Origin of the sequence: Pseudomonas fluvialis, assembly GCF_002835605.1 — a bacterium.
GTDB classification, from domain to species: Bacteria; Pseudomonadota; Gammaproteobacteria; order Pseudomonadales; family Pseudomonadaceae; genus Aquipseudomonas; species Aquipseudomonas fluvialis.
The window spans coordinates 51,956-64,130 of sequence record NZ_PIYS01000029.1 but is presented as its reverse complement, the minus strand read 5'-3'; the positions used below and the strand labels follow the sequence as shown (position 1 = coordinate 64,130).

General features: G+C 63.7%; 10 protein-coding genes. 5 read left to right on the top strand and 5 right to left on the bottom strand.

Features of this window, described 5'->3' with window-relative positions:
* Window positions 1–5: 5 nt before the first annotated feature.
* Both rplM and CW360_RS15085 read right to left on the bottom strand, forming a co-directional pair.
* Window positions 6–434, bottom strand: a complete 429-nt coding sequence (gene rplM / locus CW360_RS15090) for a 50S ribosomal protein L13 (RefSeq protein WP_093985899.1) — start codon at window positions 432–434, stop codon at window positions 6–8.
* Window positions 435–675: 241 nt separating this feature from the next.
* Entirely contained in the window at window positions 676–1,812 is a 1,137-nt protein-coding gene (locus tag CW360_RS15085; protein ID WP_093985898.1) for an acyl-CoA dehydrogenase family protein, read from the bottom strand.
* A 255-nt stretch (window positions 1,813–2,067) separates the two neighbouring features.
* Here CW360_RS15085 and CW360_RS15080 point away from each other — a divergent pair, with 255 nt between their 5' ends.
* On the top strand, window positions 2,068–2,967 hold the full coding sequence (locus tag CW360_RS15080) for a GlxA family transcriptional regulator (protein WP_170307408.1): 900 nt from the start codon (window positions 2,068–2,070) through the stop codon (window positions 2,965–2,967).
* A 15-nt stretch (window positions 2,968–2,982) separates the two neighbouring features.
* Here the strand turns inward: CW360_RS15080 and zapE are convergent, their stop codons facing one another.
* From zapE to CW360_RS15065, 3 genes are all read right to left on the bottom strand, one after another.
* A complete protein-coding gene (gene zapE / locus CW360_RS15075) occupies window positions 2,983–4,074 on the bottom strand; it encodes a cell division protein ZapE (RefSeq protein WP_093985896.1) in 1,092 nt (363 codons plus the stop codon).
* A gap of 92 nt (window positions 4,075–4,166) precedes the next feature.
* Window positions 4,167–5,513 carry a tryptophan--tRNA ligase gene (locus CW360_RS15070; protein WP_101194277.1) on the bottom strand — a complete coding sequence of 449 codons (1,347 nt, stop codon included), beginning with the start codon at window positions 5,511–5,513 and terminating at the stop codon, window positions 4,167–4,169.
* A 29-nt stretch (window positions 5,514–5,542) separates the two neighbouring features.
* On the bottom strand, window positions 5,543–6,169 hold the full coding sequence (locus CW360_RS15065) for an alpha/beta hydrolase (protein WP_101194276.1): 627 nt from the start codon (window positions 6,167–6,169) through the stop codon (window positions 5,543–5,545).
* Window positions 6,170–6,295: 126 nt separating this feature from the next.
* Between CW360_RS15065 and CW360_RS15060 the strand changes: the two genes are divergently transcribed.
* The 4 genes from CW360_RS15060 (at window position 6,296) to CW360_RS15045 (ending at window position 12,136) form a co-directional block, all read left to right on the top strand.
* Window positions 6,296–6,730, top strand: a complete 435-nt coding sequence (locus CW360_RS15060) for a Z-ring associated ZapG family protein (RefSeq protein WP_093985893.1) — start codon at window positions 6,296–6,298, stop codon at window positions 6,728–6,730.
* A 240-nt stretch (window positions 6,731–6,970) separates the two neighbouring features.
* A complete protein-coding gene (locus CW360_RS15055) occupies window positions 6,971–8,125 on the top strand; it encodes an efflux RND transporter periplasmic adaptor subunit (protein WP_101194275.1) in 1,155 nt (384 codons plus the stop codon).
* Between the two features lie 24 nt (window positions 8,126–8,149).
* On the top strand, window positions 8,150–11,200 hold the full coding sequence (locus CW360_RS15050) for a multidrug efflux RND transporter permease subunit (protein ID WP_101194274.1): 3,051 nt from the start codon (window positions 8,150–8,152) through the stop codon (window positions 11,198–11,200).
* 9 nt (window positions 11,201–11,209) lie between these two features.
* Window positions 11,210–12,136: an alpha/beta hydrolase gene (locus tag CW360_RS15045; RefSeq protein WP_101194273.1), complete on the top strand. Its 927-nt coding sequence runs from the start codon at window positions 11,210–11,212 to the stop codon at window positions 12,134–12,136.
* Window positions 12,137–12,175 lie beyond the last annotated feature (39 nt).

Here is a 12,175-nt window from a genome sequence, read left to right as displayed (position 1 = left end):
TCCCGTTAAATCTTGAGTTCTTGGGGCTGCTGTGCGGTGTGCGGGTGAGCGGCACCCTTGTACACCTTCAGCTTGCGATACATGTCGCGGCCCAGCGGGTTCTTCGGCAGCATGCCCTTGACCGCGATCTCGATGACGCGCTCAGGAGCCTTGGCGATCAGCTTCTCGAAGCTGATTTCCTTGATGCCACCCGGGAAACCGGAGTGCGAGTAGTACATCTTGTCGCTGGTCTTGGCGCCGGTCACACGCACCTGCTCAGCATTGATGACCACGATGTAATCACCGGTATCAACGTGCGGAGTGTATTCAGGCTTGTGCTTACCGCGCAGGCGGCTGGCGATCTCGGTAGCCAGACGACCCAGGGTCTGGCCGGCAGCGTCGACGACGTACCAGTCGCGCTTAACAGTTTCCGGTTTTGCAGTAAAAGTCTTCATTCGCTATAGCCTCAGGGGCCGCCCTGAAAATAAGACGGCGGATCTTACTGAATAGTACTTGCTTTGACAAGTCAAAGACGGCCGGAAACAGACACTGTCGGGGGCTCGGGTCAGTGCGTCCGCTACGGCAAGGGGGGTTCGGTGGACTAGGCATCTCCACCTTCCGTCACGACGAGCTAGGCATTCCCGTCGTGAAAGCCGGCGAATTATGCCCATGCGCGCCGCAAGCTGCAAGCCGGCCTTACAGGGCGCGGGCAATGATTTCCTTCATGATCTCGTTGGTACCGGCATAGATGCGCTGCACGCGGGCATCCGCCCAGGCCCGCGCCACCGGATACTCCCACATGAAGCCATAGCCACCATGCAGCTGCACGCACTCATCGAGCACCTTGCACTGCAGGTCGGTTCCCCAGTACTTGAGCATCGCCGCAGTCGGCACATCCAGCTTGCCGGCCAGGTGCAACTCCAGGCAACGATCGACGAACACCCGACCGATCTGGATTTCCGTGGCCATCTCCGCCAGCTTGAAGCGGGTGTTCTGGAAATCGGCCACGGCCTTGCCGAATGCCTTGCGCTCACGGGTGTAGTCCAGCGTCCACTGCAACGCGGCCTCGGCCGAGGCCAGCGCGCCCACGCCGACGGTAAGGCGCTCCTGAGGCAGCTCCTGCATCAGGTAGGCAAAGCCCATGCCGGCTTGCCCCAGCAGGTTCTCCTTGGGCACCCGCACATCCTGGAAGAACAGCTCGGAGGTATCCTGAGCCTTCATCCCGACCTTCTCCAGACGCTTGCCCTTGGCAAAGCCCGGCGTACCGGCCTCGACCAGGAACAAGCTGGTGCCCTTGGCGCCCGCCTTGGGGTCGGTCTTGGCGACCACGATCACCAGATCGGCCAACCAGCCATTGGTGATAAAGGTTTTGGAACCATTGATCACATACTCATCACCATCCAGCACCGCCGTGGTTTTCACACCCTGCAGGTCAGAGCCGGCACCCGGTTCGGTCATGGCAATGGCCGTGACCAGCTCGCCCGAGACCAGCTTGGGCAGGTAGTGCAGTTTCTGCGCCTCACTGCCGTAGTGCAGGATGTAGGGCGCGACGATGTCCGAGTGCAGCGAAAAGCCGATACCGGTCAGACCGAGACGGCCGATCTCCTCGATGACCACCGTACTGTAGAGAAAATCAGCACCCATGCCGCCGTAAGCTTCGGGAATATGCGAGCACAGCAAGCCGGCCTCACCGGCCTTGTTCCACAGCGCGCGATCGACATGCCCAGTCTTTTCCCATTGCGCATGGAACGGCACAGCCTCCTGCTCAAGAAACTTGCGCACGCTGTCGCGGAACAGTTCGTGATCGGAGCTGAAAAGGGTTCTGGGAATCATCGTTGCACCTGCAGACCTGAACAAAAAAGAGTGTTCAGGCACTCTAACCAAGCAACCGCTTGCTTAGTACTGGACAGTTACGCCAATAAATAAGACGATCCCGCCACACTCTGGCTGCTTAGCCTTAGACCAAAACAACAAGACTGCCCAGCCATGACGCTCGCCGCCCCCCATCGCCCGCTGCATACCGTGAACATCCTCGCCACCGACGGCGTATTCGCTTCGACACTGATGCAAGCCAAGGATTATTTCCACATGGCCAGCCTGCGTCATGGCAAACAGCAGGGGCTGGGCCTGAGCCCCAGCTTCAACATTCGCCTGGTCAGCCCGGACGGCCATCCGGTGCGCAGCTTCAGCGGCGTGGAGATCCCCGTGGATGGCGCCCTGGCGCCTTGCGACCTGATCCTGCTGCCCGCATTCTGGGGAGATTTCGCCAGCCTAAGCCAGCGCCATCCACAGATCATCGACTGGCTACGCCTCTGCCACGCACAAGGCAGCGCGCTGTGCGGTGAAGCCACCGGGGTGTTCTGGATGGCCGAAGCCGGGCTGCTCGACGGCAAGGAGGCAACCACCTACTGGCGCTTCTTCCAGGCCTTCGCCGAGCGCTTCCCCAAGGTCAACCTGCGCCAGGACAAGCACCTTACCGATGCCGATAACCTGTACTGCGCCAGCGGCGTCACCTCGGCCTGCGACCTGTACATCTACCTGATCGAACGCTTTTGCGGCAGCCAGCTGGCACAGGGTGTGGCGCGTGACATTCTCTACGAAGTACAGCGCAGCTACACACCGGGACGCATGGGGTTTGGCGGCCAGAAGCTGCATCAGGACCTGAGCATCCTGCACATCCAGCAATGGCTGGAGGAACACTATGCCGAGCGCTTTCGCTTCGAAGACGTGGCGCGCGAGCATGGCATGAGCATCCGCAACTTCATGCGACGCTTCCAGGCAGCGACTGGCGACAAACCGCTGCACTACTTGCAACGACTGCGCATCGAAACCGCCAAGGGCCTGCTCAGCGCCACCCGCAAGAGCATCAAGACCATCAGCTATGACGTCGGCTACGACGACGCCAGCTTCTTTGCCCGACTGTTCCGCCAGCATACCGGGCTGTCACCCAACCTGTACCGCCGCCAACTGCAGCAAAAGGACAGCTGAACGAGACGCCCGCCTTCAGGGACGGTGCGGGCGCGAGAGGAACTCGTGGCTCTGCATTTCCAGCAGGCGACTCAGCGTGCGCTGAAACTCGAAACTCAGCCGACCGCCGGTATACAGATCCTTGAGCTCCACTTCCGCGGAGATGATCAGCTTGACGTTGCGGTCATAGAACTCGTCGACCAGGTTGATGAAGCGACGCGCCATGTCGTCCTTGGCCACGCTCATCTGCTCGACGTTGGCGAGGATCACCGCGTGGTAGATCTTGCCCAGCTCGATGTAGTCGTTCTGGCTACGCGGGCCGTCGCACAGCTCGCGGAAATCGAACCAGGCGATGTCGTCACCTTCCTTGCGCGCGACGATCGGGCGATTCTCGATCATCAGCGTCTTGTTTTCCTCCACCACGCAGTGCTCCGGCAGTAGGCTGCGGAAGCTCTTCTCCAGGCTGGTCTCGGCCTCGGCGTCCAGCGGGAAGTGGAACAGCTCGGCCTGTTCCAGGGCACGCAGACGATAGTCCACGCCACTGTCAACGTTGACGATCTCGGTGTGTCGCTTGAGCAACTCGATGGCTGGCAGGAAGCGCGCGCGCTGCAGGCCGTCCTTGTACAGGCCATCGGGAACGATGTTGGAGGTCGCCACCAGGCTCACCCCGTTCTTGAACAGTTCTTCGAGCAGGGTTGCCAGAATCATCGCATCCGTGATGTCGCTGACGAAGAACTCGTCGAAGCAGATCACCCGCGCCTCGTCCGCAAAACGTTTGCCGATGATGGTCAGGGGGTTCTTCTCGCCCTTGAGGGTCTTCATCTCCTCATGCACACGCTTCATGAAGCGGTGGAAGTGCGTACGCATCTTCTGCTCGAAGGGCAACGCATCGAAGAAGGTGTCGACCAGATAGGTCTTGCCGCGCCCTACTCCACCCCAGAAATACAGACCCTTGACCGGCCCCTGGCGCTTCTTGGCGAACAGTTTGCCGAGCAATCCGGATGCCTTGGAGTCCGCCACCAGCTCGTCATACAGGCGCTGCAGATGGCGCACGGCATTTTCCTGGGCGGCATCATGGAAGAAGTCCGGCCGCTGCAGATCGGCCTGGTAGCGTGCGAGGGGCGTCATATTCGTTAGCCAAGCAATGAAAAACGGGGGCGTAAATGTAACGGCGCCCCCGTCGCTTGGCAATCGAACCTGTGGCCAACGGTCGCAGCAGGCTAGGCCTGTGCCGTCAACGCCTCGCGCAAACGCTGCTGCGCCGCCGCGCAGGCCGGCTCATCGGCGAACTGCGGGCTGTGTCCGACACACTGCTCGTCCAGCCACAGGCTGAAGGTAGCGCCGGCCTGGCGCACATCCAGTGGCTCACCGGACTGCAGGCGCTTGCTGACCTGGCCGGCCGCCTTGCCATCGGCAAACGATACGGACAGCAGCAACTGCTCGCCCGCTGCGTCCAGCACACGGAAGCGGAAGCTGCCATCGTCGTCGCGAAAGCTAACCACGCGGGCGCTTTTCGCGGCTTTCTTTTTCTCGCTGACCGCAACCTGCACCTGCTCGCGGAACGAGCGCAGGCCGACCGCTTCGCGCAGCTCGCCGAGGAACGGCGTGGCGATCCTGCGCGCCTTGCTGGCACCGGCCAGGAGGATGTCTTCCAGGTCTGCCGGCCGGGCGATCAGCGTGTTGTAGCGCTCGCGCGCCTCGCCCAATTCATTTTCCAGCAACTGATACAGTCGATTCTTCGCCTCGCCCCAGGCCAGACCACCTTCCAGCTCGGCGCGGAACTCGGCCTGCTGCGCCTGACTGGCAAAAGCCTGGTACAGGGTAAACAGATGCGAGCCGTCGGCATCCTTGGGCTCACCGGGCAGGCGCGAGTCGGTGACGATACGCGCAACGGCATCCTTCAGCTGCTTGGCCGTACCGAACAGCGGGATGGTGTTGTCGTAGCTTTTGCTCATCTTGCGGCCATCGAGACCGGGCAGGGTCGCCACCTCTTCCTCGATCACCGCTTCGGGCAGGGTGAATAGCTCGCGGCCCTGGCCGAACAGGTGGTTGAAGCGCTGACCGATGTCACGCGCCATTTCCACGTGCTGAATCTGATCACGACCAACCGGCACCTTGTGCGCGTTGAACATGAGGATGTCCGCGGCCATCAGTACCGGGTAGCTGAACAGGCCCATGGTCACGCCGGCATCCGGGTCTTCGCCGGCCTCAACGTTCTTGTCCACCGAGGCCTTGTAGGCGTGGGCGCGGTTGAGCAGGCCCTTGCCGGCCACACAGGTGAGCAACCAGCACAGCTCGGGGATCTCGGGGATGTCGGACTGCCGATAGAAGGTCGCCTTGTCGGTATCCAGGCCCAACGCCAGCCAGGTGGCGGCGATCTCCAGGCGCGAACGCTGGATGCGCGCCGGGTCGTCGCACTTGATCAGTGCGTGGTAATCGGCGAGGAAATAGAAGGAATCAGCCTGCGGGTCGCGGCTGGCAACAATCGCCGGGCGGATGGCCCCGGCATAGTTGCCCAGGTGGGGCGTGCCGGTGGTGGTGATGCCGGTAAGAATACGGGTGGTCATGGGCAATCGCTTGTCGAATATCGGAATGGTCACAGGCGCGGCAGGAGGAGCGTCTTCAGCTCAACCAGCCGGCCGTGGAAAAAGTGGCCGCATTCTGCCACTTTCAGCAGCTCGTGGGCACGCGGCAAGGCCTTGCACCAGGCATACACCTGCGCCGGATCAATGACTTCGTCCTGCTCCGGCTGAATCACTACCAGCTGCCCGCCTGTTGGCAGCGGCTGCGCCTGCAGACGGCCCACCGCCGGAGCCAGCATGAACAGCTGCTGCACGGCGATGCCGCGCGCCTCCAGGCGGGCAGCCAGGCTGCAGGCGACAAAGCCCCCGAAGGAAAATCCCGCCAGGCTCACCGGCAACTGCGGATGCTGCGCGCAGAGCCAGTCCAGCGCGGCCTCGGCATCGTCGATCTCGCCACTGTGCATGTCGTGCACGCCCTCGCTGGCGCCCACCCCGCGGTAGTTGAAGCGCAAGGTTATGTAGCCGGCATCTCGGGCGCAGCGCTGCACGCTGGACACCACCTTGTTGAGCATGCTGCCGCCCTGGGTGGGGTTGGGGTGACAAATCAGCAACAGCCCCTTGGGCTGTTCCAGTGGCAGGTAAAGTGCTTCCAGCGCACCGCAGGGGCCGCTGAGCTGCACGGGGGTTTCACGTATCAACAACAGGGAACTCCGTGACCCTGACGCGGGTCTGCACGTCTTCGAATGGCATTGGCGCGGCGCTATACAGCCCGCCGGCAAGTCGCTACCGTAAAGCAAAGCCGCCCTTAATGAACAGAGGAAGGATTCGTGGAACAGACTCTCTCGGCCTGGTTGCTGCCAGCCCTCGCCCTGCTTGCCGGTGTCGGCATCGGCTTCATCATCGCCCGCCTGGCGCCCAACACCATTCCAGGGCGCACCCAGCGCCAGCTGGATGATCTGCAGGAGCGTTTCGACAGTTACCAGAACGACGTGGTGACCCACTTCAACACCACCGCCAGCCTGGTCAAGAAACTCACCCAGAGCTATCAGGACGTACAGGAGCACCTGGCCAGTGGCGCTACGCGCCTGGCACTCGACGAGGTCACCCGGCAACGCCTGCTGGCCGCCCTGCAGATGGACGACAGCACGCCCCACAACGAGCGCCTGGAGCCACCTGCCGGCTATGTACCGCGCGACTACGCACCGAAAAGCGATGCCAACAGCCCCGGTACGCTGGCCGAAGACTTCGGCCTGAAACGCTAGGTAACAGCCTGCCGACCGGCAACAGTCTGACCAAGGCGTCAACTCGATTGACGCCAGGGCCCGCCTGGTGCGAACCTTCGCCACCTGTTCCGGGCCCGCCGCAGAGCCTTCGGCCCTGAGGGGCTGACAGCCAGGCGTACACCGCCAAGCCATAGCATCGCCCAGCCTCGCCCGGAACCCGCCAGGTCGCCCTGCATTCGACCTGCTGCCTGACTCTCCTGCCGTCAAGGAACCGGAACTATGTTGCTGCGCCGCATGCTGACCATGCTGGGTATCGTTACCCTGGTCGTTCTCGCTCTCGCCGCCTACAAGGGCTACAGCATCTACCAGCAGGTACAGATGTTCTCCGCCCCGCCGCCCGCCATCAGCGTGGCCGCCAGCCAGGTCGAAGCACGCCCCTGGCAACGCCTGCTGCCCGGTATCGGCACGCTCAAGGCTTATCAGGGCGTCGACCTGACCGTAGAAGCCAGCGGCACCGTACGCGAAGTACTGTTTGCCTCCGGCGAGCAGGTCAACGCCGGGCAACCCCTGCTGCAACTGGACAGCGAGGTCGAACAGGCCATGCTGGCCACCGCCGAGGCGGCCCGCAACCTGGCCCGCGTGGAGTACGAGCGCGGCCGCAACCTGGCTGGCAAGCAGGCCATTTCCAAGAGCGAATTCGATCGCCTGAACGCCGAACTGCTCAAGGCCGAAGCCACGGTCGCGCAACTACGTGCGCAACTGGCCAAGAAACGCATCGTCGCGCCATTCAGCGGCACCATCGGCATCCGTCAGGTGGATGTGGGCGACTTCCTCTCCTCCGGCACCACCCTGGCTACCCTGCAGGACCTGTCGCGCCTGTATGTCGACTTCTTCCTCCCCGAGCAGGCGGTGCCGCAACTGGCCATCGGCCAGCAGGTACGCCTGCGCGTAGCCGCCTACCCCGACGAGCTGTTCAACGGCGAGATCAGCGCCCTCAATGCCAAGGTCGAGGACAGCACGCGCAACCTGCAGGTACGCGCCACCCTGCCCAACCCCGAGCAAAAGCTGCTGCCAGGCATGTTCGCCAACCTCGATGTGCTGCTGCCTGAGCAATCCCCGGTGCTGGTGGTTCCGGAAACCGCGCTGACCTACACCCTGTATGGCAACTCGGTCTACGTAGTGCTGCCCGAACTCGACGAGCAAGGCCAGCCAGCAAAGGACAGCGATGGCCAGCCGCTGCTCAAGGTCGAACGCCGCTACGTAGATAGCGGCGAGCGGCGTGACGGCCTGGTGGAAATCCGTAAAGGCCTGCAGGCCGGCGCGCAGGTGGTCACGGCCGGCCAGCTCAAGCTGGACAGCGGTGCCCGCGTACGGCTCGGCGACGACCCGCTGGCCCAGCCGGGCCAGGCCAGCGCAGCCCACCCGCAGCCCTGACCCCTCGGCGCCAAGGACCTCGATATGGCTTTCACAGATCCCTTCATCCGCCGTCCGGTGCTGGCCAGCGTGGTCAGCCTGCTGATCATCCTGCTGGGCATGCAGGCCTTCAGCAAACTGGTAATCCGCCAGTACCCGCAAATGGAAAGCGCGCTGATCACGGTGAGCACCGCCTACCCCGGCGCCAACGCGGAAACCATCCAGGGCTACATCACCCAGCCGCTGCAGCAGAGCCTGGCCAGCGCCGAAGGCATCGACTACATGACCTCGTCGAGCCAGCAGAACCTCTCGGTGATTTCCATCTACGCACGCATCGGCGCGGACAGCGACCGACTCTTCACGGAACTGCTGGCCAAGGCCAACGCGGTGAAGAACCAGTTGCCGCAGGAAGCCGAGGACCCGGTGCTGGCCAAGCAGGCCGCCGATTCGACGGCGCTCATGTATGTCAGCTTCTACAGCGACCAGCTGTCCAACCCGCAGATTACCGACTACCTGTCGCGGGTCATCCAGCCCAAGCTGGCCACCTTGCCAGGCATGGCTGAGGCAGAAATTCTCGGCAACCAGGTATTCGCCATGCGCCTGTGGCTGGACCCGGTGAAGATGGCTGCCTACGGGGTTACCGCCGATGGCTTCAGCAGCGCCGTGCGCCAGTACAACTTCCTCGCCGCCGCCGGCGAAGTGAAGGGGCAATACGTGGTCACCAGCATCAATGCCAGCACTGACCTGAAGAGCGCCGAGGCTTTTGCCGCCATTCCGGTGAAGACCGTCGGCGACAGTCGCGTGCTGGTCGGCGATATCGCCCGGGTGGAGATGGGCTCAGCCAACTACGACTCGATCAGTTCGTTCGACGGCATCCCTTCGGTGTACATCGCCATCAAGGGCACGCCCAGCGCCAACCCGCTGGACGTGATCAAGCACGTGCGCGCCGCCATGCCTGAGCTGGAGGCGCAGCTACCCCCCAACCTCAAGGTCGCCATCGCCTATGACGCCACGGAGTTCATCCAGGCATCCATCGACGAAGTGCTGAAGACCCTGGCCGAGGCGGTGCTGATCGTCATCGTGGTGGTCTTCCTGTTCCTCGGCGCGCTGCGCTCGGTGCTCATCCCGGTGATCACCATTCCGCTGTCGATGATCGGCGTCCTGTTCTTCATGCAACTGATGGGCTACTCGATCAACCTGCTGACCCTGCTGGCCATGGTGCTGGCCATCGGCCTGGTGGTGGACGACGCCATCGTCGTGGTGGAAAACATCCACCGGCATATCGAGGAAGGCAAGACACCGCTCGATGCAGCCATCGAGGGCGCCCGCGAGATCGCCGTGCCTGTGGTCTCGATGACCATCACCCTGGCGGCGGTGTATGCCCCTATCGGTTTTCTCGAAGGGCTGACCGGCGCACTGTTCAAGGAGTTCGCCCTGACCCTGGCCGGTGCGGTGATCATCTCCGGCATCGTCGCGCTGACCCTCTCGCCGATGATGTGCGCCAAGCTGCTGCGCCACGAGGAGAACCCCAGCGGCCTGGCGCATCGCCTCGATCAACTCTTCGAGCGGCTCAAGCGCCGCTACCAGCGCGCCCTGCACAGCACCCTGGAAACGCGGCCGGTGGTGCTGGTGTTCGGCCTGATCGTCATGCTGCTGATTCCGGCATTCCTCGCCTTCAGTACCAGCGAGCTGGCCCCGGAAGAAGACCAGGGCATCGTCTTCCTCATCGCCAATGCCCCACAGCCCAGCAACCTGAACTACCTGAACGCCTATACGGCGGACTTCGTGAACATTTTCAAAAGCTTCCCGGAGTACTACTCGTCGTTCCAGATCAACGGCTCGGACGGCGTGCAGGCCGGTATCGGCGGCTTCCTGCTCAAACCCTGGGGCGAGCGCGAGCGCACCCAGATGGAGCTGCTGCCGCTGGTCCAGGCACGCCTCGACCAGATCCCCGGCCTGCAGATTTTCGGCTTCAACCTGCCCTCGCTACCCGGTACCGGCGATGGCCTGCCGTTCCAGTTCGTGATCAACACACCCAATGACTACGAAACGCTGCTGCAGGTTGCCGAGCGCATCAAGCAGCGCGCCATGCAGTCCGGGCAGTTCGCCTTCCTCAACGTCGACCTGGCCTTCGACAAGCCGGAGATCGTGGTCGATATCGATCGCCAGAAGGCTGCGCAAATGGGCGTATCCATGCAGGACCTGGGCACCACCCTGGCCACCCTGCTCGGTGAAGGCGAGATCAACCGCTTCACCATCGACGGGCGCAGCTACAAGGTGATCGCCCAGGTCGAGCGCGCCTACCGCGACAATCCGGGCTGGCTGAACAGCTACTACGTGAAGAGCAGCAGCGGCGAGATGGTCCCGCTGGGCACCCTGATCAGCCTCAGCGAGCGCGCCCGGCCGAGTCGTCTCAAGCAGTTCCAGCAGCTCAACGCCGCGACCCTGGAAGGCGTGCCAATCGTCAGCATGGGCGAGGCATTGGCCACCGTGCAGCGCATTGCCCGCGAGGAAGCCCCGCGCGGCTATGGTTTCGACCAGGCGGGCAGCACGCGGCAGTTCGTCCAGGAGGGTAACGCCCTGTACCTGACTTTCGCCCTGGCGCTGGCGATCATCTTCATGGTGCTGGCGGCACAGTTCGAGAGCTTCCGCGACCCGCTGGTGATCCTGATCACCGTGCCGCTGTCGATCTGCGGTGCGCTGATCCCGATCTTCCTCGGTTTCTCCAGCATGAACATCTACACCCAGGTCGGCCTGGTCACCCTGATCGGCCTGATCAGCAAGCACGGCATCCTGATCGTCGAGTTTGCCAACCAGCTACGCCACGAGCGCGGCCTGAGCGTACGTCAGGCCATCGAAGACGCCGCGGCCATCCGCCTGCGGCCGGTACTGATGACCACCGCCGCCATGGTCTTCGCCATGCTGCCGCTGATTTTCGCCAGCGGCGCCGGCGCGGTCAGCCGCTTCGACATCGGCCTGGTGATCGCCACCGGGATGACCGTGGGCACGGCCTTCACGCTGTTCGTGCTGCCGTGCGTCTACACCCTGCTGGCCAAGCCCGATAAGCCGCCGGTCGGCCAGGCCCAGACGGCCTGACTGCGCAGCATGTCAGGCCACGCCGCGATCACCCGCTACCCGGCGCCCAGCGAGCAGGCGTTGCTGCGCGCGGCGCTGCGCGGTGCGCTGACCCTGCTGTTTCGCGGTCTGATCCGTCCGGGCCTGCCGATCAGCGGCCAGCGCCTGGTGCTGCGTGTACTGACCGCAGTGCATCCCACCCAGCCAGGCGTGCGACGCCAGGCTGGACAGCTGGCCGGACGCCCCTGCGAGTGGCATCGGCCACAGGGCGCCAGCCACGGCACGCTGCTCTATCTGCATGGCGGCGCGTTCATGCTCGGCGCGCCGGCCAGCCACCGCGCACTGTGCGCGGCACTCGCCCACTACGGGCAGCTGGATGTCTGTGCGCTGGATTACCGGCTGGCCCCCGAACACCCCTTCCCGGCGGCCCTCGACGATGCGCTGGCGGCCTATCGCTGCCTGCGCGCACAGGATGAGCGGGCGCTGTTCATCGGCGGCGATTCAGCCGGCGGCAATCTGGCTCTGGTTACCTGCCTGCGCCTGCGTGAACAAGCCATCAGCCAGCCCGCCGCCCTGCTCTGCCTGGCCCCGGTGGTGGACTTCTCCGGCGTGCAGTTACACCAGCCGGCCGCCGGCGACCCCCTGCTCAACCCCGCCTGGCTGGAACAGGCCCACGCCTGCTATTGCCCGCCCGGCGTCGATCCGCTGCAACCGTGGATTTCCCCGATCAATGCCGACCTGCACGGCCTGCCGCCCCTGCTGCTGCAGGTGGGCGAGGACGAGCTGCTGCGCAATGACAGCCTGCGCCTCGCCGAAAAAGCCGCCGCCAGTGGCGTCAGGGTGCGTCTTGAGCATTACCTGGGGCTGTGGCACGTATTCCAGTGCCACGCCGGGCTACTGCACGCCGCCGACCGGGCCTTGCAATCGGCGGCCGACTTCCTCCGTCAGCATTCCTGAACAGCCGTCCAGAAAAAAGCCCCGCGCGGTTTCCCGGGC

What these genes read in the sequence shown, in the direction of transcription:
- CW360_RS15050 (WP_101194274.1), top strand. Translation starts at nt 8,150, where the DNA reads ATGGCTTTCACAGATCCCTTCATCCGCCGTCCGGTGCTGGCCAGCGTG.
- zapE (WP_093985896.1), bottom strand. Translation starts at nt 4,074, where the DNA reads ATGACGCCCCTCGCACGCTACCAGGCCGATCTGCAGCGGCCGGACTTC.
- CW360_RS15055 (WP_101194275.1), top strand. Translation starts at nt 6,971, where the DNA reads ATGTTGCTGCGCCGCATGCTGACCATGCTGGGTATCGTTACCCTGGTC.
- CW360_RS15070 (WP_101194277.1), bottom strand. Translation starts at nt 5,513, where the DNA reads ATGACCACCCGTATTCTTACCGGCATCACCACCACCGGCACGCCCCAC.
- CW360_RS15080 (WP_170307408.1), top strand. Translation starts at nt 2,068, where the DNA reads ATGGCCAGCCTGCGTCATGGCAAACAGCAGGGGCTGGGCCTGAGCCCC.
- CW360_RS15085 (WP_093985898.1), bottom strand. Translation starts at nt 1,812, where the DNA reads ATGATTCCCAGAACCCTTTTCAGCTCCGATCACGAACTGTTCCGCGAC.
- rplM (WP_093985899.1), bottom strand. Translation starts at nt 434, where the DNA reads ATGAAGACTTTTACTGCAAAACCGGAAACTGTTAAGCGCGACTGGTAC.
- CW360_RS15045 (WP_101194273.1), top strand. Translation starts at nt 11,210, where the DNA reads ATGTCAGGCCACGCCGCGATCACCCGCTACCCGGCGCCCAGCGAGCAG.